The 26,380-nt window shown below is 53.3% G+C and carries 22 protein-coding genes; 14 read left to right on the top strand and 8 right to left on the bottom strand.

The window, feature by feature from the left end:
* The first annotated feature begins 131 nt into the window (after positions 1–131).
* The 3 genes from N512_RS0102975 (at position 132) to N512_RS0102965 (ending at position 1,867) form a co-directional block, all read left to right on the top strand.
* A complete protein-coding gene (locus tag N512_RS0102975; protein ID WP_223828942.1) occupies positions 132–1,016 on the top strand; it encodes a WYL domain-containing protein in 885 nt (294 codons plus the stop codon).
* Between the two features lie 70 nt (positions 1,017–1,086).
* Complete coding sequence (locus N512_RS0102970) at positions 1,087–1,569, top strand: FKBP-type peptidyl-prolyl cis-trans isomerase (protein WP_028779351.1); 483 nt, start codon at positions 1,087–1,089, stop codon at positions 1,567–1,569.
* 70 nt (positions 1,570–1,639) lie between these two features.
* Complete coding sequence (locus N512_RS0102965) at positions 1,640–1,867, top strand: DUF3389 family protein (protein WP_025009501.1); 228 nt, start codon at positions 1,640–1,642, stop codon at positions 1,865–1,867.
* Between the two features lie 4 nt (positions 1,868–1,871).
* On the opposite strand, the gene N512_RS0102960 is transcribed toward N512_RS0102965, so the two are convergent.
* Positions 1,872–2,882 carry a glutathione S-transferase family protein gene (locus N512_RS0102960; protein ID WP_028779350.1) on the bottom strand — a complete coding sequence of 337 codons (1,011 nt, stop codon included), beginning with the start codon at positions 2,880–2,882 and terminating at the stop codon, positions 1,872–1,874.
* Positions 2,883–3,062: 180 nt separating this feature from the next.
* Between N512_RS0102960 and N512_RS0102955 the strand changes: the two genes are divergently transcribed.
* From N512_RS0102955 to N512_RS0102945, 3 genes are all read left to right on the top strand, one after another.
* On the top strand, positions 3,063–3,734 hold the full coding sequence (locus N512_RS0102955) for an alpha/beta hydrolase (RefSeq protein ID WP_028779349.1): 672 nt from the start codon (positions 3,063–3,065) through the stop codon (positions 3,732–3,734).
* A 657-nt stretch (positions 3,735–4,391) separates the two neighbouring features.
* Positions 4,392–6,086 carry a bifunctional UDP-sugar hydrolase/5'-nucleotidase UshA gene (gene ushA, locus N512_RS0102950; protein ID WP_028779348.1) on the top strand — a complete coding sequence of 565 codons (1,695 nt, stop codon included), beginning with the start codon at positions 4,392–4,394 and terminating at the stop codon, positions 6,084–6,086.
* A 268-nt stretch (positions 6,087–6,354) separates the two neighbouring features.
* The gene (locus N512_RS0102945) at positions 6,355–6,804 is read left to right on the top strand and encodes an Hsp20 family protein (RefSeq protein ID WP_028779347.1); all 450 of its coding nucleotides are present in this window, start codon (positions 6,355–6,357) and stop codon (positions 6,802–6,804) included.
* A 113-nt stretch (positions 6,805–6,917) separates the two neighbouring features.
* On the opposite strand, the gene N512_RS0102940 is transcribed toward N512_RS0102945, so the two are convergent.
* On the bottom strand, positions 6,918–8,237 hold the full coding sequence (locus N512_RS0102940) for a Na+/H+ antiporter family protein (RefSeq protein WP_028779346.1): 1,320 nt from the start codon (positions 8,235–8,237) through the stop codon (positions 6,918–6,920).
* 313 nt (positions 8,238–8,550) lie between these two features.
* On the opposite strand from N512_RS0102940, the gene N512_RS0102935 reads away from it, so the two are divergent.
* Complete coding sequence (locus N512_RS0102935; protein WP_025009505.1) at positions 8,551–9,156, top strand: peroxiredoxin; 606 nt, start codon at positions 8,551–8,553, stop codon at positions 9,154–9,156.
* A 144-nt stretch (positions 9,157–9,300) separates the two neighbouring features.
* Positions 9,301–10,317: a DUF3137 domain-containing protein gene (locus tag N512_RS0102930; RefSeq protein WP_028779345.1), complete on the top strand. Its 1,017-nt coding sequence runs from the start codon at positions 9,301–9,303 to the stop codon at positions 10,315–10,317.
* 219 nt (positions 10,318–10,536) lie between these two features.
* Here the strand turns inward: N512_RS0102930 and rnt are convergent, their stop codons facing one another.
* Positions 10,537–11,205: a ribonuclease T gene (rnt, locus tag N512_RS0102925; protein WP_028779344.1), complete on the bottom strand. Its 669-nt coding sequence runs from the start codon at positions 11,203–11,205 to the stop codon at positions 10,537–10,539.
* Between the two features lie 141 nt (positions 11,206–11,346).
* Between rnt and N512_RS0102920 the strand changes: the two genes are divergently transcribed.
* Positions 11,347–12,219: a flagellar protein MotY gene (locus tag N512_RS0102920; RefSeq protein WP_025009508.1), complete on the top strand. Its 873-nt coding sequence runs from the start codon at positions 11,347–11,349 to the stop codon at positions 12,217–12,219.
* Positions 12,220–12,291: 72 nt separating this feature from the next.
* Here the strand turns inward: N512_RS0102920 and ilvN are convergent, their stop codons facing one another.
* The 3 genes from ilvN to N512_RS22105 all read right to left on the bottom strand — a co-directional run bounded on the left by ilvN (position 12,292) and on the right by N512_RS22105 (position 16,226).
* The gene (ilvN, locus tag N512_RS0102915) at positions 12,292–12,789 is read right to left on the bottom strand and encodes an acetolactate synthase small subunit (RefSeq protein ID WP_037473968.1); all 498 of its coding nucleotides are present in this window, start codon (positions 12,787–12,789) and stop codon (positions 12,292–12,294) included.
* Positions 12,789–14,510 (bottom strand): acetolactate synthase 3 large subunit, encoded by a 1,722-nt coding sequence (locus N512_RS0102910; protein WP_028779342.1) that lies wholly within the window; start codon positions 14,508–14,510, stop codon positions 12,789–12,791. Before N512_RS0102910 ends, ilvN begins: the two co-directional genes overlap by 1 nt.
* A gap of 483 nt (positions 14,511–14,993) precedes the next feature.
* Positions 14,994–16,226, bottom strand: coding sequence for a multidrug effflux MFS transporter (locus N512_RS22105; RefSeq protein WP_051472630.1), 1,233 nt, complete (start codon positions 16,224–16,226; stop codon positions 14,994–14,996).
* A gap of 268 nt (positions 16,227–16,494) precedes the next feature.
* On the opposite strand from N512_RS22105, the gene N512_RS22100 reads away from it, so the two are divergent.
* A complete protein-coding gene (locus N512_RS22100) occupies positions 16,495–18,282 on the top strand; it encodes a SulP family inorganic anion transporter (RefSeq protein ID WP_044734343.1) in 1,788 nt (595 codons plus the stop codon).
* 55 nt (positions 18,283–18,337) lie between these two features.
* On the opposite strand, the gene N512_RS22095 is transcribed toward N512_RS22100, so the two are convergent.
* On the bottom strand, positions 18,338–18,982 hold the full coding sequence (locus tag N512_RS22095) for a glutathione S-transferase (RefSeq protein ID WP_037473963.1): 645 nt from the start codon (positions 18,980–18,982) through the stop codon (positions 18,338–18,340).
* 306 nt (positions 18,983–19,288) lie between these two features.
* On the opposite strand from N512_RS22095, the gene trhO reads away from it, so the two are divergent.
* From trhO to N512_RS22090, 4 genes are all read left to right on the top strand, one after another.
* A complete protein-coding gene (gene trhO, locus N512_RS0102885) occupies positions 19,289–20,269 on the top strand; it encodes an oxygen-dependent tRNA uridine(34) hydroxylase TrhO (RefSeq protein WP_028779340.1) in 981 nt (326 codons plus the stop codon).
* A 315-nt stretch (positions 20,270–20,584) separates the two neighbouring features.
* Positions 20,585–22,087, top strand: coding sequence for an alkaline phosphatase (locus tag N512_RS0102880; protein WP_028779339.1), 1,503 nt, complete (start codon positions 20,585–20,587; stop codon positions 22,085–22,087).
* A 14-nt stretch (positions 22,088–22,101) separates the two neighbouring features.
* The gene (locus N512_RS0102875; protein ID WP_028779338.1) at positions 22,102–23,739 is read left to right on the top strand and encodes an alkaline phosphatase; all 1,638 of its coding nucleotides are present in this window, start codon (positions 22,102–22,104) and stop codon (positions 23,737–23,739) included.
* Between the two features lie 284 nt (positions 23,740–24,023).
* Complete coding sequence (locus tag N512_RS22090) at positions 24,024–24,827, top strand: hypothetical protein (protein ID WP_051472621.1); 804 nt, start codon at positions 24,024–24,026, stop codon at positions 24,825–24,827.
* Positions 24,828–24,877: 50 nt separating this feature from the next.
* Here N512_RS22090 and ppx read toward each other — a convergent pair whose 3' ends face one another.
* Positions 24,878–26,368: an exopolyphosphatase gene (gene ppx, locus N512_RS0102865; protein WP_028779337.1), complete on the bottom strand. Its 1,491-nt coding sequence runs from the start codon at positions 26,366–26,368 to the stop codon at positions 24,878–24,880.
* Positions 26,369–26,380: the final 12 nt, after the last annotated feature.

Below are 26,380 nucleotides of genomic sequence, written 5' to 3'. Positions count from 1 at the left end.
CTAATCAAAATGATTGCCAGCAGCCAAGGGATTGGCTAATGTTAGCTCATAAAGGCGCCAAGAAACTGCCCGGATAATGCCGGCAGCAGAAATTGGCGTTCTCCCTCACCTATTTGAACTCAGGGAATGATATGAGCAGCGAGATGAGCAACATAGATAAGTTGAGTCACGGCCAGCGTCAGCGTCTGGCCTTTATCGATTTCAGTCTGCAGTATTTTGGCCAGGTCAGTCGTCAGGATCTGATTGCCAAGTTTGCCACCGGATTGGCGGCCGCCACCCGCGACTTCAGCCTCTATCGCGAATTGGCGCCGCAGAACCTCAAGCTGATGCACCCAAGTCGTCATTATCAGCGCCAGCATGAATTCAAGCCCTTGTTTCATCACGATCCCGAAGCCATTCTCTCGGGTTTGGCCCGTGGCTTTGGTGATGGTTTGTCACAGCCCCTGGTTCCCAGCCAGGTCTGTTTTGATGCGGTGCGGCTTATTCATCCGGATACCGAGATTATCGCGGCGCTGATGCGCTCGATTCAGCAAGGGCAGGCGCTGGCACTGCAATATGTTTCAACCTCAAGCGGTGAAACCCTCCGTGAAATTGTGCCCCATGCCCTGGTCAACAACGGCCAGCGCTGGCATGTACGGGCATTTGACAGACAGCATGGCAAGTTCAACGACTTTGTGGTGACCCGTATCAAGCAGGCCAGAGAACTTGAGGGCTCTCCCTTGCCCAAGGAGCAACCGGCGGCCGACAGCAACTGGTTGACGCCGGTGGAACTGGTGTTGGTACCCCATCCGAGCCTGAAGCATCCGGAGGCGATTATGCTCGACTATCGTATGGAGGATGGTGAACTCAAGGTGGCCAGCAACGCGGCCTTGGCCGGATATCTGCTGCGCAGTTGGAGTGTGGATTGCTCCGCCAAGCATCAAATCGATGGTGGTGTTTGTCAGTTGGCACTTAAAAATCACCAGGTGCTGGAGCGACTCGAGCATCTGGCGATAGTGCCGGGTGCCGGGCGCTAATCCAAAGCAGTGGAGTGCAGGCGACAGTTTTGTTAAGCTGCGCCGGAATCATGAATACTGAGGACTCAGAATGAGCGTTAAAGAAGATATGGTGGTGCAGTTCAATTACACGCTGCGCGATGAAAAGGGTGAAGTGCTGGAAACCAACGAGGGGCACGATCCCATCGCCTATCTGCATGGCCATGACAACATGATGCCTGGAGTCGAGAAAGCCATCGAAGGCAAAGAGATAGGTGCCAAGTTCAGTGTGACCTTGCCTGCCTCTGAAACTTACGGTGAGCGGGTTGAAGGCGCCGAGCAGCGCGTATCGGTAAAACACCTGATGGGTGCTAAAGTATGGAAGCCAGGCATGCGCGCGATAGTCAATACAGATCAAGGCCAGCGTCAGGTGACTGTGCTCAAGGTGGGCAAGTTTATGGCCACAGTGGACATCAATCACCCATTGGCCGGTCGCGAGCTGACCTTTGATATCGAAGTGGTCTCAGCCCGTGAAGCCACCCATGAAGAGATAGCCCATGGTCATGCCCATGGCGTCGGTGGCCATCACCACTGAGTTTGGCTTTAACTGAAAACGCCCGCTTCTGCGGGCGTTTTTGATTGAAAAACCATTGAGAGGAGAGGGGATGAAAATTGACTGCGAGCAGGGGCGATTGCTGCTGAGTCCCAATGAGCTGCAGGTACGCTTGCCGGCCATGCAGACAGTGTTGATGGCGCTGAGCGACGATATCCGTTTGCTCAAAGGCCCTTGCATTCTGCTGGCCGATGCCGGCGCCGTGCGTTGGCAGCTGCGGCTCGACTCAGATGAACAGCTCGAGCAACTGGCAGACTTTTACGGCCTGACGCCCGAGTGATTTACTATTCCAGTCTGTGGCGTTGATGGCTGCGCTGATAGTCTAACTCGGGGCCCTTGGGTACGACGCGACTGGGATTTAGCTGCCCATGGCTGTAGTAATAGTGCTGTTTGATATGTTCAAAGTTGACCGTGGCAGCAATGCCGGGGTACTGATACAGATCGCGCAGGTATTGGCTCAGCGCCGGGTAGTCTTCAATGCGGCGTTTATTGGTCTTGAAGTGGCCCACATAGACGGCATCGAAACGGATTAAAGTGGTAAACAAGCGCCAGTCTGCCTCAGTGACTTGTGAACCTGTGAGAAAGCGGCGTTCACTCAATTGCAACTCCAATCTGTCAAGGGCACTGAACAGCTGCTCAAAGGCCTCTTCATAGGCTTGTTGTGAGGTGGCAAAACCGGCCCGGTAAACCCCGTTATTGATATTGGGATAGATGAACTCGTTGAGCGTATCTATCTCCTCTCTCAGATGGGGCGGGTAAAAGTCCAGGTTATTGCCGGTCAGATGATCGAAGGCGGAGTTGAACATACGGATGATTTCCGACGATTCATTGCTGACTATGGTCTGATGATGTTTGTCCCACAGCACAGGTACTGTCACCCGACCGCTGTAATCGGCCGCGGCGAGCTGGTAAATTTGGTAGAGGAATGCTTTGCCAAACAAAGGGTCTTGCTCGGCGCCCTGGATATGGTGGCCGCCCTTTGGGCCCGCCGCCTCTGTGGCAAATTCCCAGCCGTTTTCCAACATGTGGGGCTCGACCACAGTGACAGGGATCAGCGCTTCCAATCCCTTCAAGGCGCGAAATATCAAGGTTCTGTGGGCCCAGGGGCAAGCGAGTGAAACATAGAGATGATAGCGGCCCGGCTCGGCCTTGAATCCGCCTTGGCCACTGGGGCCCGGACTGCCGTCCGGGGTGATCCAGTTTCGCAGCTTTGCATCTTCACGGACGAACTTGCCGCCGCTTTTGTCTGTCTGATACCACTGATCAACCCATTTGCCCTGCTGCAATAATCCCATCTGTCGCTCCTTTAACGGCTTTGCTTTCATGGCTCGCATCTCAGTCTAGGTGGTGGTTATTTATGGGTAAAGCGCGAAATACATGTGTTTTTATTCGAATTTTTAGAATGGTACTGGCAAGGAATCTTCAGCCTGATATGATGTCGGTCACATTTTTTGCCTATCAAGAAGGATGTTGTTATGTCGTCAGCCACCCTGGATGCCGTTGTTGTTGAACCCCGGGAGCCGGCCACGGCCTGTGTTATCTGGTTGCATGGTTTGGGTGACTCGGGTGACGGCTTTGCCCCTGTGGTGCCGGCATTGGGACTGCCTGCCGATCACTCGATACGCTTTGTGTTTCCACATGCGCCTGAGCAGGCTGTTACTGTCAATGGTGGCTATGTGATGCGCGCCTGGTATGACATCAAGAGCCTCAATCTCCATGACAGAGCCGATATGCCAGGGGTGTTGCAATCCGAGCGTTTGGTTCGACAACTCATAGAGCAGCAAGTCGCTCAGGGCATTGCCGCCAACCGTATTGTGCTTGCCGGTTTCAGCCAAGGTGGGGTGATGAGCCTCTTTACCGCACTGCGCTATCCCGAAGCCTTGGCTGGCATTATGGCGCTGTCCTGTTATTTGCCAGGGGGTGAGCAACTGCCGGAAGACTTGAGCAGCGCCAACCGTGATACACCTATTTTGCAATGCCACGGCGAGCAGGATGATGTGGTTGCCCTCAGTGCCGGGCTTATGGCTAAAGAGGCGCTCGAGCAGCGGGGATATCGGCTTGAATGGCACACTTTCCCAATGGCGCACGGCGTGGTACCGCAGGAGCTTAATCTCATTAGTCAGTGGCTGCAGGCGCGTTTGAGCTAAGGAAGGTACGAATAAGTCCTCGTGGCACTCTGGCTTGCACAGCAATTGGCGTTCAAGGCATCTGACTGAAGGCATGCCGGGGCCTGTCAAAGTCGGATAACGCAGAGAGCCGGTTGCTGTGCAAGCCCCAAAGGGCGTGGCTTACAGACCTGTCTGCTGTGTTGTGCTTCTTGCAAAGGACTCAGGCCATTTGCTGCGAACCACGCCTTGCATTCAGGCCCGTAAGCCGACGCAGAGCACGCATGGGACTTGTTCGCACCTTCCCTAAGTTAAGGGTTGAGCGCCTGAAAACTAAGCAGCCTGGGGCAAGAAAATTATCACCCGGGCTGTTTGTTTTGCCAAACAATGGCCATGTCTCATGGCAAGCTTTAGTTATTATCTTAAATAACAGCAAGATAACTATGGTTGGTTAGAGTTCTTAAATCCTGGTCCCGCAGCATATCCCGCTTTGATATCCCCCTCGTTTAGGGGGTTATTTGGTAGCGTAAACAAACTGTATTATTTCCCGCCTTAAAATCACACATTTAGCTCACTTTTATTAATAAAAATGACACATGTTCGACTTAATCTTGCTAGTATGTCGGGCGCGGGAAGTTCGCTTCACCGCTTATTAATGATGATGGTAAAAATAAATAAAAACATGGGGTTGATTTAATTATGTCTAATAAACTGATGAAAGGACTTTTGGCGACAACCATTCTGGCTGCTCTCGCCGGTTGTAACAGTGATGACAAGGATCCGGCACCGGAAGTCTGCGGCGCCGATAACTGCACCAAGTTCACCATTTTACACACCAATGACAACCATGGCCGCTTCTGGGAAAACAGTGACGGTGAGTATGGTATGGCAGCCCGTAAGACGCTGGTTGAGCGCTTACGCAACGAAGTGGAAAGCAACGGCGGCCAGACTCTGTTGCTCTCCGGTGGTGATATCAACACAGGTGTGCCTGAGTCGGATCTGCAAAACGCCGAGCCTGACTTTATCGGCATGAACCTGATTGGCTATGACGCCATGGCCGTGGGTAACCACGAGTTTGATAACCCACTGAGCGTGTTGGATATGCAGCGTGAGCTCGCCGAGTTTCCTATGCTGGCTGCCAACATCTACAAAAAAGATGGCACCCGTTACTTCGAGCCTTACAAGGTTTTCGATGTTAAAGGTCTTAAAGTGGCTGTCATAGGTTTGACCACAGAAGATACCGCCAAGATAGGTAACCCTGAGTTTATCGGCGAGCTTGAGTTTACTGATCCCAAAGAAGAGATCAAAAAGGTCATCAAAGAGATCAATGATAACAAAGCCGCCGACATCATAGTGGCGACCACTCACATGGGTCACTATGCCGATGGCCAGAACGGCAGCAACGCCCCGGGTGACGTGGCCATGGCTCGCGCCCTGGAAGAGGGACAGCTGCAGGTTATCATAGGTGGCCACTCACAGAACCCGGTTTGTATGGAACCCGGTACCCAGAGCTATGCCGATTTCAACCCAGGTGATGATTGTCGCCCTGATCAGCAAAACGGCACCTGGATCATGCAGGCCCATGAATGGGGTAAATATGTTGGCCGCGCCGATTTTGAATATTATGGCGGCAAACTGCACCTGGCCAGCTACAAGCTGATCCCGGTCAACCTGAGGAAACTGGATGCCGAAGGCAAGAAGACAGAGGAACTGGCCGGTGAGCCTATCCCTGCCGATACCACAGTGAAGGCTGTGCTGCAGCAATATCAGGACAAGGGTAGTGAAAAACTGGGCGAAATCATCGCCACTACCGATGGAAAACTGGAAGGCGATCGCGCCGTGGTTCGTGGTCAGCAGACCAACCTGGGCCGTTTGCTCGCCATGGCGCAGGCCACCAAGGTTAATGCCGATATTGGCGTGATGAACTCGGGGGGTGTACGTGACTCTATCGCCGCCGGTGATATCAGCTACCGTGATGTACTGACAGTGCAGCCTTTCGGTAACATGATCACCCTGAGCACTATGACAGGTGCCGAGCTCAGCGATTATCTGGGTGTAGTGGCGACCATGCAGCGCGGTTCAGGGGCTTATGCCCAGATCACAGGTGTGAAAATGACAGTTGACTGTCAGGCCAAGTCGGTCGCTATCAGCGAAGTCAACGGCAAGGATTACAGTGCAACAGACAGCTACACCTTCACTGTACCCAGCTTCAACGCCGCGGGCGGTGACGGCTATCCCAAGCTGGATCCTGTACAAACCGGCTATGTTGATGCCGAAGTCTTCTACAGCTTCCTGAAAGAGAAGCAAAGCATCAAGGCCGTTGATTACGAGCCGGTAGGCAATATCGTTTATGAAAACTCCAACAGCCCACTGGGTTGTGAAGTGCCTCAGTAAATAGCATTTTAAGTCACTTTACAGGCAGCCCTTCGGGGCTGCTTTTTTGTGGCAAAAGAGCAGGGTGGTTATGTGGTTTTGTGTAAATTTTAACCAATTAATTCTACCGGGACTTGAAATACCATTGCCCGACCCTATCTATTGAGTGTCGGCAGGGGAAGCGCCTTGACCGATAAATTAAAGGCCGTGCCATTGGGCGGCCGTTTGAACCTAGGGTGCGATGATTCGGCCCGACACTACATATTGCTTAATTTATGAGGATATGACTATGCGTAACTATGATTTGACTCCCCTTTACCGCAGCGCTATCGGTTTTGATCGTTTGGCCCGTTTGGCCGAACATGCCGCCGCCAATAATGGCAATGCCGGTTACCCTCCATACAATATCGAACTCTTGGGTGAGAACCGTTACCGGATCACCATGGCGGTTGCAGGCTTTGCCATGGATGAGCTGGAGATCACCAGCGAGGGCGAAAAGCTGTTGGTGAAAGGCACCAAGGGCGAACAGGCTCCGGAGCGTAAATACCTGTATCAGGGCATTGCCGAGCGCGGCTTTGAACGTACCTTCCAGTTGGCCGATTATGTGACCGTCGAAGGCGCCCATCTGGAACACGGCCTGCTCAATATAGATTTGGTGCGCGAGATCCCTGAAGCCATGAAACCGCGCAAAATTGAGATAGGCTCAGGTAACCGCCTGATAGAAGAAACTCAGGCCTAAAACAGCGCTGATAAGCTCGGCCCCGGCTTGTAAAGCAGGCCGCTAAAGCAAAAAAGCCAGTCTGATACAGACTGGCTTTTTGTATTCAGGGCCATCATTCCCCAAGGCAGTGCTTAGAGTACCATGGCGGCAATCCAGCCGAAGATCAGCAGCGGGATATTGTAGTGAATAAAGGTTGGGATCACGCTGTCGCGGATATGGTCGTGCTGACCATCGGCATTGAGGCCGGCGGTGGGGCCGAGCGTCGAGTCCGATGCCGGTGAGCCGGCATCCCCAAGCGCCGCGGCGGTGCCGACCAGGGCGATAACCGCAGGCACAGAGAAACCAAAGTTCAGCGCCAGCGGCACATAGATGGTGGCAATAATAGGGATAGTCGAGAAGGATGAGCCAATACCCATGGTGATCAACAGACCCACCACCAGCATCAACAGCGCGCCCAGGCCCTTGTTGTCACCAATCAACTCACCTATGGCACTCACCAGAGTCAGCACTTCACCGGTTTGTTTGACCACGGCGGCGAAACCGGCGGCGGCTATCATGATAAAGCCTATGTTGGCCATCATGCGCACGCCTTGGTTAAAGATATCTTCATCGGCCACATGTTTGAGCGCGCCGCTGAATGAGAAGATCATAAAGCCAACCAGCGCGCCGAAGATCATCGAATCTGTCTGCAGCTGCACCAGCAGAGTCGCCAGAATGGCCAGCACAGCAATGATGATGTTGCGCTTGCTGAGTCCGGTTTCCGGCTCGGCGGCGAGGATCTGCTCTTCCCGATACTCTCTTGGCTTGCGATAGCTGATAAACACGGCCGTCAACAGTCCGGCCAGCATGCCGGCGGCCGGAATAAGCATGGCTTGGGGAATATCCCCTGACTGGGCCTCTAAGCCGTTGGACTGCAGGTTTGCCAGCAGTATGTCGTTTAGAAATATGCCGCCAAAGCCCACAGGCAACACCATATAAGTGGTGACCAGGCCGAAGGTGATAACACAGGCGACCAAACGCCTGTCCAGCTTGAGTTTGGACATCAGATGCAAGAGTGGCGGCACCAGAATGGGGATAAAGGCGATATGGATCGGCAGAATGTTTTGTGAGCTGATAGCCATGGCCAGCAGGGACAGCAGCAACAGGCTGCGAACCCACTTGAGGTTTTGACTATCGGGATCCTTGCCAAGGGCCTTGATCACAGTAGTGGAGATCAAAGTGGTCAACCCTGAGTGGGACAGGGCCACGGCAAAGGCGCCGAGCAGGGCATAACTCAGGGCTATTTGGGCTCCACCGCCCAGGCCGGTATTGAATGCCTCTATGGTCTGGTGGATGTCCAGTCCTCCCATCAAGCCGGCGACCAGGGCGCTGATCGTCAAGGCGATCACCACATTGACCCGGGCCAGGCTGAGAGCGAGCATCAGACAGACGGCAATCACAACTGCGTTCATAGTAAAGTCTTATTCGCTAAACAAAGGGGCTATTTTTGACTGGGGTGGCTTGGATGTCCAGCTGCAATCAGTGTTTGCGGGAAAAAATCTCTCTTTGTGAACTGGATCCTAAGGTTATTGAGTCGCTTTGTGAGCCAGGTAATTGCGGTGGCCGCACACTTGCCGATTTCTTACCCAGACAAGCCTTAAAATGCAGCAAAAGCGTGATATTGATCCTAAATAGGTTGTCAGGTGCATGGCACCTCTTATAATGGCTTGTAGTTAAAACGGATTCTGTTTTATTCACTGCTCAATCCATAGATGGAGGTATAAAATGAGCGTATTAGTAGGCCGTCCGGCTCCGGACTTTACTGCAGCAGCTGTTCTGGGTTCTGGTGAAATTGTTGACAGCTTCAACCTGACTGCAGCAATCAAAGGCAAGCCTGCGGTAGTGTTCTTCTACCCACTGGATTTCACCTTCGTGTGCCCATCTGAGCTGATCGCCTTCGATCACCGCATGGAAGAGTTCAAGAAGCGTGGCGTTGAAGTGATCGGTGTTTCTATCGATTCTCAGTTTACTCACAATGCATGGCGTAACACCCCAGTGGAAAAAGGCGGTATCGGCCAGGTTCAATACACTCTGGTAGCCGACGTTCGCCACGATATCTGTAAGGCTTACGATGTTGAGCACCCTGAAGCCGGTGTGGCTTTCCGTGGTTCTTTCCTGATCGACAAAGAAGGCATGGTGCGTCACCAGGTCGTTAACGATCTGCCTCTTGGCCGTAACGTCGATGAAATGCTGCGTATGATTGACGCGCTGCAATTCCACGAAGAGCACGGTGAAGTTTGTCCTGCAGGTTGGGAAAAAGGCAAGAAAGGCATGAAAGACAGCCCAGACGGTGTTGCTGCCTACCTGTCTGAGAACGCTGAAGAGCTGTAATTGCATGTATGGCTTTATAAAGCTGCCCTCGGGCAGCTTTTTTTACACCTATCTAAACCTTTATTGCCCATTCCAGAGCTAAGAGCTTGACGAAAGGTTCTAGATAGTTGCTAATTGAACCGGAAAAATAGCAAGGAAAACAGGATGAATTCAATGGAGTTTGCTATTCCGGAGCAAGACAAGCAGGCCTTCGACCAATATTATGCGCAAAAGATTGCACCCAAGTGTCGGCGTTATGAGTCGGTTCGAGAGGCCGCTGCTGCCAGGTATAAAGAGCGTAGAAAGATAGTTGCGCCTCTCACCTTTATCGGCATTCCGGCATTTTTGCTGTTTTTTGCTATGGGTTTCTACGGCGCCTTGATGTTGAATTTTAAAGAAGGGGTGTTTTTTATCGGCTTTGGCGGCGCCGTGCTATCTCTGGCGGTGGTGGTGTTGGCCAACATCTGGGCTGGCAGTGAGATAAGTGAACTGCGTACCCAGATAGTCGAGGAGATCTATCCTCTATTGCTGGGGTATTTCGGTAAAAGCTTTGCGTTCAACCCCTCGGGATTGCCTGAACTGGAAAGCTATAAAGACTATGGTCTCTTTCCCGACTATGACAAAGGTTATTTTCAAAACTCGGTCAGAGGCAAATATCTTAATGTGTCTTTTCTGCTTAGGGAACTGACGTTACTCGAACGCACAGGCAAGAACGATAATGGTCCCCAATATAAGACGCTGTTCGATGGCATAGTGATAGAGTTTGACCTGCCGAAGACATTTTCCGCGACCATCCAAGTGCGCCGCGATAAAGGTTTTATGGCCAATGGCTTGGCGCAGTTTAGAAACAAGCTCTCGAGGGTAAAGCTGGAAGACCCGGACTTTGAGCGTAGATTTGAGGTCTACAGTGACGATCAGCTCGAAGCCAGATATGTGCTCAATACAGCGACTATGGAACGTTTGTTGTCACTATCAGGATTTTATCAAGGCGAGCTGGAAGCCTGTTTTAAACAGGGGCGATTGTTTGTCAAAATAGCCTGTCAGCACAGCTATTTTGAGCCGCAACTGGATCTACTCAAACCGCTGGATCTCAGCGCAGACATAGAGCAAGTGTTTAAAGAAATCCATGAAGTATTCGACTTGATTAAAGCCCTGAAACTCGATAATTGCACCGGGCTTTAAACATGAGGCTCAAGACCTTAGTTTTGAGCCTGGCTATCTTTGGTTTCCGGTCACTGGCTTCTGAACGGGTTTCTGAACGCTGGTCTTTGGTCGCTGGGTTTTGATGCGCCCTCACGCCAGATGCTCAAAGGATTTGGCGTGAGGGCGGGACACTCTTTAGTTTGAGTCGGCTATATGTCTGAGCCGACTTACTATGTTTGAGCGTATATTTGAGCGGGTTTAGACCACATCCTGTGGGGCTTCGGTTTCGGCAGCGGCAGGCAAAGGCCAGCCGCCAAGGGCTTTCCAGCGGTTCACTATGTAGCAGAACAGCTCGGCGGTGCGCTCTGTATCATAAAGCGCCGAATGGGCTTCTTTGTTGTCGAAGGGGATCCCGGCCAAGGCGCAGGCCTTGGCCAGCACTGTGTGGCCTATGGCCAATCCGGCCAGAGTGGCGGTATCGAAGGTGGCAAAGGGATGAAACGGCGAGCGCTTGATATCATTGCGCTCAATTGCCTTACTGACAAAGCCGTGATCGAAGGCGGCATTGTGAGCCACTATGATAGATCTGTGGCAATCGGCCGCCTTCTGCGCTTTCTTCACCGCCTTGAATATTTCCAGAAAAGCTTCTTTCTCGCTGACGGCGCCCCTGAGAGGGTTGTTGGGATCTATGCCGTTGAATGCCAGTGCCTCCGGCTCGAGATTGGCGCCTTCAAAAGGCTCGATATGGAAGTGCAGGGTTCTGTCTATTCCCAGATTGCCATCGGTATCCATCTTCAGCAGGGTGACGGCAATCTCCAGCAGCGCGTCGGTCTGCGCATTGAAGCCAGCGGTCTCCACGTCGATCACCACAGGGAAATAGCCCCTGAATCTGTGCTTGAGTTGGTTGGCTAGGCTTGGCTGAGTCATGCATTTCCCCTGGAAAATAACGAAGCGGCTATTATGCTAAAACATCAACAGGGTGTCATGTTCGATTGTTGTTTTTATAGGCTAAAGGAATGAATTTCTTTGCCGATAGAGACAACATGGTATGCGAAAAGAGAGATTTCTATGTGGCGTAAACTGTTCCTGCTGTCGACTCTTTGTCTGCCGCTGTCGGCGATGGCGGATCTCAGGCACTATGTGGCGTCACTTGACGACTCTCATTGGCGCGTGGCGCAAAATACCCCCATAGGTTGCAGCCTGGAGCACGACATTCCCGCCTACGGCAAGGCGGTGTTTTCCAGTCATGCGGGTAAAGAGCTGAATCTGCAGTTTACTCTGGATATGTGGCAAAAGCCTGATGCCGTGACCCATGCCCGCTTGATGAGCAAGGCGCCGGCCTGGCGTCCCGGGGTGACATCCAAGGCGATTACCGAGTTGAGCTACCAGAAATACTTCAATGGTGAAGTGCCGAAAAAGGCCGCCTGGTCCATGCTGGCAGAGCTGGATCGCGGTATGGAACCCACTTTCTACTACAGCGATTGGTACAACCAAAGCAACAAGGTGGCGGTCGGCCTTTCTGCGGCCAACTTTGCCCAGAAATACCGCGAGTTCAAGCAGTGCCTGGCCAATCTACTGCCTTACAGTTTCGATGATATCGCCTTTACCGTGCTTACCTATGAGATGGGCGGTACCGAGTTGACCCGTTATTCCAAGGCGCAGTTGGCGCGGGTGCAGGAGTATCTGGCCTATGATCCCGAAGTGGAACTGGTGCTGATAGACGCCTATACCGACAGCTATGGTGGTCGTAGTATCAACCAGAAGGTGTCTCAGCAGCGCGCCGGTTCAGTCAAAGAGTTCTTCGTGGCGCGGGGTATCCCGGGTGACAGGATCCACACCGAAGGGCACGGCGAGCGCCGCCATGTGGCTTCAAACGACTCCAGTGACGAGCGGGCCCGCAACCGCCGGGTGGTTATCCGGATAAGCAAACCTCTGCAATAACATAAGTTTTCACAGACAGTAAAAAACCAGGTTCAAGCCTGGTTTTTTCATGCGTGGACTTTGACGGGGGACTCAGGCGCGCATCGCCTTGTCGCCTCTGGCAAGCCCCACGACTCCGGAGCGAGACACTTCCACCACCTTGGTGACCTCGGTCAGCGCGGCAATAAAGGCATCCAGTTTATCGCTGGTACCCGCCATCTGTACTGTGTAGAGATTGGCTGTCACATCAACGATTTGGCCGCGGAAGATATCGGCGGTGCGTTTCACTTCTTCCCGCAATGCGCCGCTTGCCTTGACCTTGACCAAGGCAAGTTCCCGCTCCACATGGGTGGACTCTGTGATGTTGGATACCTTGAGCACATCGATAAGCTTGTGCAGCTGCTTCTCTATCTGCTCTAGAATACTCTCATCGGCGGCGACAGTGACCGTCAGTCTCGACAGGGTGGGGTCATCGGTGGGTGCAACCGTAAGAGTTTCAATGTTGTAGCCGCGTTGGGAGAATAGACCGACAACTCTTGACAGGGCGCCGGGCTGGTTTTCCATCAATACAGATATGATTCGACGTCTCATCAGCTTTTCTCCGTCTTGCTCAGCCACATTTCATTCATAGCGCCACCACGAATTTGCATCGGGTAGACGTGCTCGGTTTCATCGACACTGATATCCACAAACACCAGCCTGTCTTTCATGGCCAGGGCTTGCGCCAGTTTACTCTCCAGCTCATCCACATGGTCGATATTGATCCCCACATGGCCGTAGGCTTCGGCGATTTTGGCAAAATCAGGGACTGAGTCCATATAGGAGTGGGAGTGGCGGCCCGAGTAGATCATGTCCTGCCACTGTTTCACCATCCCGAGGAAACGGTTGTTGAGGTTGATGATTTTCACCGGCACATCGTATTGCAGTGCGGTGGAAAGCTCTTGAATATTCATCTGAATCGAACCGTCGCCGGTGACGCACACAACGGTTTCATCCGGCATCGCCATCTTGACACCCATGGCGGCCGGCAAGCCGAATCCCATGGTGCCAAGGCCTCCTGAGTTGATCCAGCGCCGCGGTTTGTCAAAGGGATAATAGAGGGCGGCAAACATCTGGTGCTGGCCAACATCCGAGGCCACATAGGCATCACCGTTTGTCAGACGATAGAGGGTTTCTATCACTTGCTGAGGCTTGATCCGTTCGGCATTGCGCTGATACTCGAGGCAGTTGCGGCTGCGCCAGGAAGCAATTTGCTGCCACCAGTGTTGCAGCGCCTCGTCATCCTGAGGCGTTACCTTGTCTTCATCCAGCAATTGCAGCATCTCGTTCAGTACCTTATCGGCCGAGCCCACAATCGGAATATCCACCTTGATGGTCTTGGAGATGGATGAAGGGTCGATATCTATGTGCAGTATGGTGGCATCCGGGCAATATTTGGCGACATTATTGGTGGTTCTGTCATCGAACCTCACCCCAATGCCGAAGATTAAATCTGAATGGTGCATGGCCATATTGGCTTCGTACAGGCCGTGCATCCCCAGCATGCCCAGGTTGTTGTGATGAGAGCCTGGAAAGGCGCCCAGCCCCATAAGCGTATTGACCACAGGCAGTTTCAGTCGTTCGGCCAGTGTCAACAGCTGCTGGTGGCAGCCGGAGATAATGGCGCCGCCGCCCACATACAGCACAGGTTTCTTGGCGGCCATCAAGGCCTGCAAACCCCGGCGGATCTGGCCCTTGTGACCCGAAAGCGTCGGGTTGTAGGAGCGCATCTTAATCTCTTCCGGGTATTGATACTCGTGCAGTATCGCCGGGTTGAGGCTGTCTTTGGGCAGATCCACTACCACAGGGCCTGGGCGGCCGCTGGCCGCGATATAGAAGGCTTTCTTGATAATGGTGGGAATTTCGGTGGGATCTGTCACCAAAAAGCTGTGTTTTACCACAGGGCGGGAGATCCCTATCATGTCGCATTCCTGAAAGGCATCATTGCCGATCAGGTTACTGGGCACCTGGCCCGAAAGCACCACCAGAGGGACTGAATCCATGTAGGCGGTGGCGATGCCGGTAATGGCATTGGTCGCTCCCGGGCCGGATGTCACCAACACCACGCCGACCTTGCCCGTGGCTCTGGCGTAACCATCGGCCATGTGCACGGCCGCCTGTTCATGGCGGACAAGAATATGTTCGATATCGGATTTTTGATGCAGGGCATCGTAGATGTCGAGAACTGAGCCACCCGGGTAGCCGAATATATGTTTTACGCCTTCGTCAATTAACGAACGCACTATCATGCTGGCGCCTGAAAGCATCTCCATTTGGTACTCCTTGATAAGATACCGTTACGGTAAACAGTAACTTTTACAGCGACGGTTATCGCTCTAATTCGGGCCGGAAGGGTAGTTCCGGCCAGTTGTCGACCCGGCCTTGGGGCTCACTTCCCTGTAGGGAAGGGGTCTCTGTCACCAATGGACAGAATTTCATCATATTGGAAAGAGAGAAGTTTTCAAGCCCCAGGGAGCGGCTTTTTTATGAGCATGAATAAATTTCATTTTTGCCGCCGAAAAGCGGCCCTGATTGCGGTAGGGTTTTGCTAAAGTGCTATTTATTAAGTATTGAATTTATTATGTTTTATACCTAATTGAGGATCTTTTTAGACTTTGGTCTAAAGTGCCGCTAATTCCTTGTGTATGAACCCAGTCTTTGAAAATTGTGGTTCTTTGGGTTGCGGAAATCGACAAACGGCGCTTTTCGCTCAAGCGGTTTCAAACGCTTGAGCGTGCTTTACCGCCAGCTTTATTTTAGGAGTCGGTACTGCGGCATTCTGGCACAGGGCGGCGACTGACAGCGAACTGGCACAGACCCACCAGTAGCACAGAGGCCAGCATCAACGCGGCAAAGGGCACGGCAGTACCCGTGTAAAACAGCGCCAGCAGCGGTCCTGCCAGAGCACCAAAGCCAAACCTCAGGGTGCCAATAACCGCGGTGGCTGTGCCTGTTTCCTGCTGAAACTTCATCAGTACTATGGCATCGGCGTTAACCGACATTATCCCCAGGCATCCCATCAGGGGGATCAGCATGGCCACGGTAAAGTGGTAACTCAAGTCGAGCAGGTTCACCAGTAACAGCCCGGTAGCGGCAATACTGCCGAGCATAGTGGCGGCAACCAACATGCGTCTTGAGCCATAGCGACCAACAATGCGTGAGTTGATAATATTGGCCAGCATCAAGGCGCCTACGTTGGTACTGAATAGTATGGCAAACAGTGACTTATCCAAGTTAAATACCGACATATAGACAAACGGCGAGGCTGTCAGATAGCAGAAGAAGGCGAATGAAGTCAGCACGCCGCTGCCGATATGCAGCTTAACGCCTGGCCGGGTAAAGACGGTGGCATAGGCGCCAAAGAATGACTTGCGGCTGCGCTCGGCGCCTTGCATATCCGAAGGCAAACGTAGTTTCAGCAATACCAGCATGAGCAGCAGCAGGGCATAGAAGGCGAGAATAAAGAAAATCAAATGCCATTCACCCAGCTCCAGAATTAAGCTGCCTATGGATGGAGCCAGCAGTGGCGCCAGCATCATTATTAGGCTGACATAGGACATGCCCTTGGCCGTATTGTCACCATAGACCTCCTTGATATAGCCGGGGATCACCACGGTAGCGGCGGCGCCGATAAAGGCCTGGACAAATCTGAGGCTTAAAAACATTTCTATCGTTTGCGACAGCGCCAATCCCAGGCTGACCAACATAAATCCCGATAGGCCAATGATCACCAAAGGACGACGGCCGAAGCGATCGGCCAAAGGCCCAAAGGTAAGCATACCCAGAGAATACCCGGCCAGATACAGGCTCAGAGACTGCTGCACTGTAGTGATATCGGAATGGAAACTTTCGGCTATGGTAGCCATGGCCGGCAGATACATGTCGATAGCCAAAGGCGTTATCGCCACGATGGCCGACAGCATGGGAATAAGCAAGGCCAGATGCAGCCCTTGGGGCGTGCGCCTGGTTATCTGGGGTTGGGTATCCAATTTAACCTCATTATATTGGCCAAAAAGCATTGGATGCTTGGTCAGGAGTGTGATTCGTGCCACGAAAAAGGGCTTGGGGTTTATGTTAAATCGCGGCGCCCAATTAGCCAATCCCCCAGAGTCGTTTCTTTACATTACTGACAAACAAAAGCGGAAATGTGAATAGTGAGAATATTTTATTTCACCCTGGATGACTTCCTGGCATAAGCTCACTACATTATCCACTCAGGACAGTATGCGCTTAAATTGATGGAGTTGAGTGCTGAATATGAGAGTTAATTTTCCACAATGGAACACCAGGGAGTTGCTGACTCAATCACTTCCCGGGCTGGCAGGATTGCTGCATTACCAAAAAGAATGGTTGCGGGATGATCTGCGTGCCGCCTTGTCGGTAACCGCAGTGGCCTTGCCTGTGGCCATCGCTTATGCCCAGCTTACCGGGGTAAGCGCCGTTGCCGGGCTATACTCCTGTATTTTACCTATGTTGATTTATGCCTTGTTTGGTACATCGAGGCAACTGATAGTGGGTCCGGATGCCGCGACCTGTGCCGTGATAGCCGCTGTGGTGACGCCACTGGCCGCCGGAGATGCCAAGGTGCACTGGCAGTTGGTGATGACCATGACCCTGATGACGGGCATTTGGTGCCTGCTGGCCAGTCGCTTTCGGCTCGGGGTGCTTGCCGAGTTTCTCTCGCGGCCGATTTTGATGGGGCTGCTCAACGGGGTGGCGATAACCATTATCGTCGGCCAGTTCTCGAAGATTTTTGGCTTTAGCTTCGACTCCCGCTATTTGCTGGAGCGCCTGGCAGGCGGCGCCGAGTATCTGTCGCGCACTCACTGGCCAACATTGGGCATGAGTCTGGCCACCTTGCTGGTGTTCCTGCTGGTCAAGCGTCTGCGGCCGCAACTGCCTGCCTCCATGGTAGCGATTGCGGTGGCAGGATTATTGGTATGGCTGTTTGATTTGCAGCAGTATCAACTGGCGGTGGTCGGCACTATTGAAGGGGGGCTGCCGGAGTTTCAGGCACCGGTATTTGATTTGGGGCTCAGCCGTGAACTGGTGATGCCGGCGCTGAACCTTGCCATGGTGAGCTTTGTTTCCATGATGCTGACGGCGCGCAGCTTTGCCGCCAAAAACGGCTACGATATAGATCCTGATAAAGAGTTTCGCGCGCTTGGGGTAGCCAATATCGCCTCGGCGCTGTCTCAGGGTTTTGCCATCAGTGGCGCCGATTCGCGCACCGCGGTCAATGATGCCAATGGCGGCAAGTCGCAGCTGGTTTCTGTGATAGCGGCGCTGCTGATAGCCCTGGTGGCCCTGTTCCTGACTGCGCCGCTGCAATATATCCCTTCGGCGGCGCTCGGGGTGGTGCTGGTTATCGCATCGCTCTCTTTGATTGATATCAAGGGGATCTGGAAGCTGAGAAAGCGCGACAACGGCGCCTTTACCCTGGCACTGATCACCCTGTTGGCCGTGCTCTTTATCGGGGTGATCCCGGGGATCACCTTAGCAGTGCTGCTGGGTTTGTTCCAATTTATCCGGGTAGTGATGAAACCCTCGGAGCAGCTGCTCGGTGTCGATCGCAAAGGGGTGCTGCGCAGTATCGACCGCAGTGACAAGGCTACGGCGATCCCTGGGATCATGATCTACCGTTTCAACTCACCCTTGACCTATTTCAACGCAGGTTATTTCAAACGCCAGTTGCTGGCCAGGTTAAAAGAGCAGCCCGAGCCGGTGGACTGTGTGATAGTCGATGCGGTGGCCTGTTTCAGTCATCTGGATATCAGTGTGATGGCCATGATTGCCGATTTGGCGCACCTGTTGAAGCGCCGCGGTGTCAGCCTGGTACTGGCGGGCCGTAAACGTCAACTGCTCAGCTGGTGTGAAGCCAGTGGCATAGATGTGGCGGAGGATGGTTTGATCATCAGGCCTGATTTGGCCTTGGCGGTGCGTATGCATCAAAACTACAAACAAGCGGTCGCTGAGGGCCAGGCCCCCGAAGTGCGGCGTTTGGCCGGCGATGATACCAGCGCCCCCAGACCGTCACACCTGTAAAACCTGGCGGGCTCTCGATAGCACGCAAACGCCTGCCAAGATTGCTCGGCAGGCGCTAAAGCGGCTGTTGCTCGCCGCTTTCCAGCCACAGTGGCTTGGGTTTCATGGCGCGGATAAACCAGGGGTGCTCGAGCCAGGCCTGCAGCCATTGAGTCAGACAGGGCAGGGGGGCTGCATTGAACCTGGCTCTATCCACATGGGCAAATTGGCGCACAAAAGGGAAGATGGCGAGGTCCGCCGCGCTCATACGCCCGAGCAACATGGCTTGCTCTTGCTGCCCTTGAGCCTCAGCCAGTCTCTGCTCCAGTGGCAGCAAGTACTCGAGCGCTTGTTCGAAATAGCTTTGCTGGCTGAATTCAGGGTAACGGTCAAAGTATTTGTATCTGTCCAGCAAAGGCTTGAATGCCCTGTCATTGGTTGCAATCAGGGCTGAGATGAGGTTTTCTTCCTCAGGGTTTTGCGGCAGCAATGAGTGGGGATCGGCTTGCGCCAATGCCCAGAAGAGGATATCCAGACTCTCGTCAAGCACCCTTCCACCGGCGAGTTGCATCACAGGCACTGTGCCCTTGGGCGATAGGGCCAGCATCTCCTGCGGCTTATTTTTCAGCAGAATTTCCCGCACCACAACAGACTGGTCGGCGGCAATCAAGCCCAGTCTGGCGCGCATGGCATAGGGGCAGCGGCGAAAGCTGTACAGCATAGTTTGACTGCTTACTTGAGTCACAAGAGTCCCTTGGCATTTCAATAAAACAGCCATTGTAGGAATGACTCGGGTGACAGGCAAGGTCGCCATGCCCAAAGACGTGTATAGGATTAAGTCGTTACGATACGGCTACTTGCTTCAGAAATCGCCTAATAACCCTACTTTTGCTGTCTATTTTCGCTACTGTGATTGGGGTAGAATGGCGCCCCCATTTTGGGAGGCCGATCACCTAAGGAAGGTTCCAGAAGGTGAGGCTGTTATGCACTGGAAATTAGGTTCCAGCCAGCAGAAGTTGAGGTAATGATGTCCAAAATAGTTGTATGCGCTTTATATAAGTTTGTTTCCCTGCCGGATTATGAGGCTTTGCGTCAGCCGTTGCTCGAGACCATGGAAGACAATGGCATTCGCGGCACCTTGCTGCTGGCTGCAGAAGGCATTAATGGCACAGTGGCCGGCTCGGAAAGCGGCATCAATACCCTGATGGCCTGGTTGGATGCCCAGAATGGCCTGGATAATATCGTCTCCAAGCGCTCATTTGATGATGAGATGCCGTTTTACCGCACCAAGGTCAAACTCAAGAAAGAGATAGTCACCATGGGGGTGGAAGGCATAGATCCCAGAGAAGTGGTCGGCACTTATGTCAAACCCAAAGACTGGAATGCGCTGATCTCCGATCCCGATGTGCTGCTGGTTGATACCCGCAACGACTATGAAGTGCAAATTGGTACCTTCAAGAATGCCGTCAATCCCGAGACCGAGACTTTCCGCGAGTTCCCGGAATATGTGAAGCAGCAGCTGGATCCGGCCAAGCACAAGAAGGTAGCCATGTTTTGCACCGGCGGGATCCGCTGTGAAAAGTCCACCGCCTACCTTAAGCAACAAGGCTTTGATGAGGTGTATCACCTTGAAGGCGGGATCCTCAAATACCTGGAAGAAGTGCCCGAAGAGCAGAGTCTGTGGCAGGGAGAATGCTTTGTCTTCGACAACCGGGTTTCAGTGGATCACCAGTTGCAAAAAGGCCAGTACGATCAATGTAATGCCTGCCGGATGCCGATAACCGAGGCCGATATGCAGAGCCCGGCCTATGAGCAGGGTGTCAGCTGTCCCCATTGCATAGATAAGCTGGATGAAAAGCAGCGCCGGCGCTTTATCGAGCGTGAGCGGCAGATGCAACTGGCCAAGCGCCGCGGTGAGGCCCATATAGGCGCCGATGTCAAAAAAGTGATCCATAAGCGCCGTGAGCAGAAACAGCGTCAGAAAGAGCAGGCCAAGCAAACCTCTTGATAGCGGTAAGAAATCTAATCATCCAAGGAGCCCACAGGCTCCTTTTTTCTTATTCGTTCTTTCCTTAGTTTAGAGTCCTGGTTATCCATGTCACTATGGTTTTTCTATAACCGGAACAAACAGCAGCTTTCTCCCCATCCAATCCCCATTCAGGTTTCTTGGCCAAAAAGCCAGCTTTTCCTTTGATTTGTGTCGTTTAAACGCAGAGCTTCACATAACTGCAATCTTGATTAATCAAATCTGTCATCTGGATCCCTGACAATCAGGCCGCTTTATTTTTAATAGCGAACAATTTACTTCAACCCAATACGGATGATGAAAGTGATGAAAAATAGATTAGCTGCGTTGATCTCTTGCAGCCTGGTAACCATGGCGGCCAACAGCGCCGTGTTACCCAGTGTTCAAACTGACAGCCATTGGTATAAGGAAAGCGCCCAGCGGGTGTCAGACAAGGCTACATTAGAAACAAAAGCAAAAGCCAAAAACGTCATTTTGTTTGTCGGTGACGGTATGGGGATCTCCACCTTGACTGCTGCGCGTATCTACCAAGGGCAGCAGCTGGCCGGTAACCAGGGTGGTGAAGAGAACTTCTTGAGTTTTGAGAAGTTTGACCATACCGCATTGATCAAGACCTATAACACCAACCAGCAAACACCGGACAGTGCAGGCACCATGACGGCCATTGCGACCGGGGTAAAGTCCAAAGCGGGGGTGATTTCGGTATCCGAACAGAGCCTTCGTGGCAACTGCCTGTCATCCAAAGGTAATGAGCTGGTGACTCTGGTGGATCTGGCCAATGCCAAAGGCTTATCTACCGGTGTGGTGAGCACTGCACGTATCACCCATGCCACTCCGGCAGCAACCTATGCCCATAGCCCGGAGCGTGACTGGGAATCTGACGCCAACCTGCCTGCCGAGGCGGTAGCCAATGAGTGTAAAGATATCGCCTACCAGATGGTGATGCGCGATAAAGACAATGCCCTGTCAGTCGCCTTGGGCGGCGGTCGCCGCGCCTTTATCCCTGAAACAGTGACTGATGGCGAGAACAAGAAAGGGCAGCGTAAGGATGGCCTGGACTTGACCAAGGCTTGGGTCGACAACCTGGACAACGCCGCCTATGTATGGAACAGCGCAGAGTTTGATGCCATAGATGCCGGCACCACAGATCACCTGCTGGGCTTGTTCAACTCCTCCCACATGGAATATGAAGCGGACCGCGCCGATGATCTGGGCGGCGAACCTTCATTGACTGAGATGACTGCAAAATCTCTCGAGATTTTGCAGAAGAACGACAAGGGCTATCTGCTGATTGTCGAGTCGGGTCGTATCGACCATGGTCACCATGCCGGTAACGCCAAGCGCGCCCTGGTCGATGCGGTGGAACTCTCCAACGCCGTTAAGGCGGCGGTCGAAAACACCAACCCGGAAGAGACGCTCATTCTGGTCACCGCCGACCACAGCCATGTGTTCACCATCGCAGGTTATCCGAAGCGGGGTAACCCTATTCTGGGTCTGGTACACGGCGTGGGTGGAAACCTTTCTACTGCCCTCGATGGTAAGCCATACACCACCTTGGGTTACACCAATGGCCCGGGCGCAGTTGTGGGGAACCGTGACGACCTAACCTCAGTGGACACTCAAGACAAAGATTTTATGCAACAAGCTCTTATTCCTATGGGAAGTGAAACCCACGCCGGTGAAGACATCAGTCTGCACGCCACAGGCCCCGGCGCCAATCTGGTGCAGGGTGTAATGGAACAGAACGTGATTTTCCACATTATCAATCAAGCCCAAGAGCTTGGCGGTACTAAGTATTAATTGGGAGCAAGGAAATGAATAAGAAATTACTGGTACTGTCTTTGGCCGCGATTCTCGGTTTGGCGGCCTGTGGAAGTGACGGTGACAACGGCAAGGATGGCACCGCAGGTACCCCGGGCACGGATGGAAGCAACGGCAGTGACGGAAAAGACTGGACCGCCGTTAATCAATGGTATGTCGATGGTCAAAACCACGTCACCAAGGCGTCCAATATGAGCAATAACACCCAGGCGGGGGCGGCGAAAAACATCATCTTGTTTGTCGGCGATGGCATGGGCGTTTCAACTGTGACGGCGGCGCGGATCCTCGATGGTCAACTCAAGGGGCAAACCGGAGAGGAAAACTCACTCTCCTTTGAGACTCTGCCTTATCTTGGCCTGGCCAAGACATATAACGTTGATGGTCAAACCCCGGATTCGGCCGGCACCATGACGGCCATGGTCACCGGGGTGAAGACGGACGTCGGCGTGATCTCACAGGCTGAAGGTGTCGAGCGCGGTGTCTGTTCCTCCGCCAGCGGTCAAAACCTGGTGACTTCGCTGGAGCTGGCCGCCATGGCGGGTATGGCTACCGGTGTGGTTTCAACGGCACGTATCACTCACGCTACCCCAGCGGCCACTTATGCCCATGTGCCGGATCGCGACTGGGAAGCGGACAGCAACTTGCCGGCCGAAGCCGTCAGCAACGGCTGTAAAGACATTGCCGCCCAGATGCTGGACTTCAATAACGGCAAAGGGATCAATGTGGTTATGGGCGGTGGTCGCCGCGCGTTTATTCCCAACACCACTATCGATCCTGAAGGCAAAGCGGGTAAGCGTAACGATGGTCGCGATCTGACCGCCGAGTGGTTGTCTCAGTACCCCAACGCCAGTTACGTTACCGACCGTGACAGCTTCCTGGCGATGGATACCGGCACCACAGAGCATGCGCTGGGGCTGTTTAACTCCTCTCATATGGAATATGACTACGACAGAATCGAGGCCGGTGTTACCGGTGAGCCTTCCCTGGCAGAGATGACGGCCAAGAGTATCGATATTCTGAAAAAGAACGACAAAGGCTTTGTCCTGATAGTTGAAGCCGGTCGTATCGACCACGCTCACCATGCCGGTAATGCGGCCCGTGCCCTGCACGACACCATAGCCTTGTCTGAGGCGGTACGTGTCGCCATGGAGAAGACTTCGGCCAATGACACCTTGCTGATGGTTACCGCCGACCACAGCCATGTGTTCACTATCGCCGGTTATCCGACCCGAGGTAATCCTATCCTGGGCCTGGTGAAGAGTAACGATGCCAACGGTCAGCCGTCGGTCACCAACTCTACCGATGCCAACGGCATGCCTTATACCACGGTTGGTTATGCCAATGGCCTGGGCTTTGGCTCGCTGGCGACTGGTGGCGATGAGCGTTACAACTATGCCGCCGAGCCTGGTCGGGTGGACCTGAATTACATAGACACCCAGAGTGTGGGGTTCCATCAGGAGGCATTGGTGCCGCTGGAAAGTGAAACCCATGCCGGTGAAGATGTGGCCATCTTCGCTCGCGGCCCGGGTGCCAGCCTGGTCCAGGGTACGGTTGAGCAGAACCACATCTTCCATGTGATGAACTTTGCCGGTGATTTGGTCAATAAGGCCGAGGCCGCCGCGGCGCAATAAGGTTTAGCGTTTCGCAGCCTGATGCCCCTGCCTGCCCCTAGTTTCAGGCAGGGGGTCTGGCTGCTTCTTTGGTTTTGGTCTTTGGTTTTAGTCTTTTGTTTTAGAGTAATATCAGTAGGTTTATTATGTCCCGTGTAACATTCAAGCCAGCGTTACCCTTTTTTTCCCGCGTAGCGCTTCATATCGCTCCTCGCACAGCTCTTTGCACAGCCCCTCGCGTTTTTTGTCATCCACTTACGTTTTCACTCGCTTTGGGGATCACAGCTTCTCTGGGGCAGTTTGCCATGGCCAATACTCAGTCTGTCAGCAACCAGCCTGGCAGCCAGGAGCACGCCCATGTCAAAGCGGGCGGCTCAATTGGCGATAATGCTAATGTTTGTGCCGCCAAACCCGGTCGTTTTCAAGCCAGCTATCAGATCACTGTTGGCAGCGGTGAGCAGGCCGGGCAGCAGCAACTGACCCTGACGCGCTTTGACGATACCATCATCTATCAGCGCAGCCCTGTCAGCTATGAGGCTTGGCATAAAAATGGCGAGTATGTGCGTTATTTCCCCCAGGAGAAACGCTCTATTAGCTATCGCCGCGGCGATCTCTTGGCGCTGAATATTCACACCGATCTCGATAGGCAGTTCCACCTGATATCGCCCGCTGCCTTGAGTCAATTTGAAAAGGGCCAAAGCCTGCAGGATAGTTGCTTCACCCGTCAGAGCTATTCCCTTAGGAGCAAGAGTCATGAAGAAAGTCATGAAGAAAGTCATAGTCACGCGAACAAAAGTGGCGTTAACGAGCCGCAGTCTTTGCAACTGAGCTGGATAAGCGAGTTGGAACTGCCGGCCGAGATGACCATCACTCAAGGTGAGCAGCGTATTGTTTATCGGCTCAGCAAACTGACACCTGTGAGCCTGGAGAGTTTCAAGCGGCTTACCTCAGGTTTCCAGGACCTCGACTTTGCCGATGTGGGCGACAGTGAGTCAGACCCTTTTATTGCCAAGATGATCACCCAGGGCTTTATTCAACATGGCAGCTCAGGTTTCTACTCGGCAGATGGTCAGCAGCTTGAAGGCGGGCATCACAGCCACAGTCATTGATTAACCCCAGCCATTAATTGACCACAGTTACGGATATAAGAAGAGCCTAGTCACACATCGGCATAACTTATCTGCAGCTCAAAGCCCAACTGGGCGAGCTGCTTTTGCTCCCGCTGCAAGTCTTTGGCAAACAGGCTGATACGTTGACGCGGTTCGGGCAGGCTTATCTGCATCCCTGTTGCCGTGGGTTTTACCCGGGTGATTTTCAAGCTGCGGGCGATACGGCCGAGATTCAGCAACACGGCGAGCCGCAGCAGCGCCATTAGGCGGATTAGGCGTAATTTCTGAGCGGGCTCCAGTTGTGCCAGCGCCTCCAGGTTGGGTTTCTTGCGCTGGTTGCCAATCAGCAGTGCCAGCAGCTGTTGCTGCTCTTGGCTGAAACCGGGCAGATCGCTATTGGCTATGATGTAGGCGCCGTGTTTGTGGTGAGCGCGGGAGTTGATATGGATCCCTATCTCATGCAGTTTCACCGCATGTTCCAGCAGGGAGCGCCAGGGCTCGAGTTGCCAACCGTCGGCCACGGCATCAAACAGCTGTTTGGCGGAAGTGGCCACCTTGGCGGCATGGTTCAAGTCCACATGATAGAGTTTGGCCATGCTCTCGACAGTGCGGCCGCTGACATCACCGAATTGGCTGATCCCGGCAAGTTCGTATAGTACGCCTTCGCGCAGAGCCCCTTGCGCAAACTGCAACTCGGTGACCGGCAGCCTCTTGAAGAAGCTGATCAGGATAGCCAGCCCCGCAGGTAGCAAAGGTGCACGTTTGCTGTCCACCTGCGGCAGTTCAATTTGATCCACATGCCCCCAGTCCAGCAACTGCTGTTTCAATTGCTTGAGCCTGGGCAGAGTGATGGTTTCATCGTTGAAGAAGTGCTGCATCGCCTCGCAGATGGCCTTGACACTGCCTGAGCTGCCGAGAGTGAGATCCCACTGGCCACTGAAATATTCCTTGGCCAGTGAGGCAAACTGTTTATCGGCTGCTGCCTGGGCAGCGCGAAAGTTATCCAGCGTCAGCTTGCCGTCGACAAAGTATTTCTGGTTGTAACTGACACAGCCACAGCGCAGGCTGGAGAGTATCTGCGCCTGAGTCTTGTGGCCAAGCACCACTTCGGTGGAGCCTCCGCCGATATCTATGATGAGGTTGCGCTCTGCCAGCTCCTGGCTGTGGGCTATGCCCTTGTAGATAAGGCGCGCCTCTTCATGGCCGGAGACCACTTCGACCGGGTAGGGCATAATGGCCCTGGCGGCCTCGATAAAGGCCTCACGGTTACGGGCGACTCTCAGAGTGTGGGTGGCCACCAGTCTGACTCTGGCCTGATCCAGAGTAGAAAACCTGAGGTTGAAATCCTTGAGGCAGGCGAGACCGCGCGCTATAGCGTCATTATCCAGCCTGTTGTCCTGATCCAGCCCCTCGGCCAACTGTACCAGACGTTTCTCTTTATGCAGGATCTGAATGCTGCCATCCTGCTCGCGGGCTATCACCAGATGAAAGCTGTTGGAGCCCATATCCACAGCGACAAAATGCTTGGGTGTTGCAGTCAAGGTGGTCCTCAT

Source organism: Shewanella sp. 38A_GOM-205m (assembly GCF_000518445.1).
Lineage (GTDB): Bacteria > Pseudomonadota > Gammaproteobacteria > Enterobacterales > Shewanellaceae > Shewanella > Shewanella algae.
Note: the sequence above shows the minus strand (reverse complement) of the source record. Positions and strands in the feature narration are given on the sequence as shown.

Bases quoted from the DNA above. Each gene is read 5' to 3' on its own strand.
- N512_RS0102975 (WP_223828942.1), top strand. From the start codon at position 132: ATGAGCAGCGAGATGAGCAACATAGATAAGTTGAGTCACGGCCAGCGT.
- N512_RS0102970 (WP_028779351.1), top strand. From the start codon at position 1,087: ATGAGCGTTAAAGAAGATATGGTGGTGCAGTTCAATTACACGCTGCGC.
- N512_RS0102965 (WP_025009501.1), top strand. From the start codon at position 1,640: ATGAAAATTGACTGCGAGCAGGGGCGATTGCTGCTGAGTCCCAATGAG.
- N512_RS0102960 (WP_028779350.1), bottom strand. From the start codon at position 2,882: ATGGGATTATTGCAGCAGGGCAAATGGGTTGATCAGTGGTATCAGACA.
- N512_RS0102955 (WP_028779349.1), top strand. From the start codon at position 3,063: ATGTCGTCAGCCACCCTGGATGCCGTTGTTGTTGAACCCCGGGAGCCG.
- ushA (WP_028779348.1), top strand. From the start codon at position 4,392: ATGTCTAATAAACTGATGAAAGGACTTTTGGCGACAACCATTCTGGCT.
- N512_RS0102945 (WP_028779347.1), top strand. From the start codon at position 6,355: ATGCGTAACTATGATTTGACTCCCCTTTACCGCAGCGCTATCGGTTTT.
- N512_RS0102940 (WP_028779346.1), bottom strand. From the start codon at position 8,237: ATGAACGCAGTTGTGATTGCCGTCTGTCTGATGCTCGCTCTCAGCCTG.
- N512_RS0102935 (WP_025009505.1), top strand. From the start codon at position 8,551: ATGAGCGTATTAGTAGGCCGTCCGGCTCCGGACTTTACTGCAGCAGCT.
- N512_RS0102930 (WP_028779345.1), top strand. From the start codon at position 9,301: ATGAATTCAATGGAGTTTGCTATTCCGGAGCAAGACAAGCAGGCCTTC.
- rnt (WP_028779344.1), bottom strand. From the start codon at position 11,205: ATGACTCAGCCAAGCCTAGCCAACCAACTCAAGCACAGATTCAGGGGC.
- N512_RS0102920 (WP_025009508.1), top strand. From the start codon at position 11,347: ATGTGGCGTAAACTGTTCCTGCTGTCGACTCTTTGTCTGCCGCTGTCG.
- ilvN (WP_037473968.1), bottom strand. From the start codon at position 12,789: ATGAGACGTCGAATCATATCTGTATTGATGGAAAACCAGCCCGGCGCC.
- N512_RS0102910 (WP_028779342.1), bottom strand. From the start codon at position 14,510: ATGGAGATGCTTTCAGGCGCCAGCATGATAGTGCGTTCGTTAATTGAC.
- N512_RS22100 (WP_044734343.1), top strand. From the start codon at position 16,495: ATGAGAGTTAATTTTCCACAATGGAACACCAGGGAGTTGCTGACTCAA.
- N512_RS22095 (WP_037473963.1), bottom strand. From the start codon at position 18,982: ATGCTGTACAGCTTTCGCCGCTGCCCCTATGCCATGCGCGCCAGACTG.
- trhO (WP_028779340.1), top strand. From the start codon at position 19,289: ATGTCCAAAATAGTTGTATGCGCTTTATATAAGTTTGTTTCCCTGCCG.
- N512_RS0102880 (WP_028779339.1), top strand. From the start codon at position 20,585: ATGAAAGTGATGAAAAATAGATTAGCTGCGTTGATCTCTTGCAGCCTG.
- N512_RS0102875 (WP_028779338.1), top strand. From the start codon at position 22,102: ATGAATAAGAAATTACTGGTACTGTCTTTGGCCGCGATTCTCGGTTTG.
- N512_RS22090 (WP_051472621.1), top strand. From the start codon at position 24,024: ATGGCCAATACTCAGTCTGTCAGCAACCAGCCTGGCAGCCAGGAGCAC.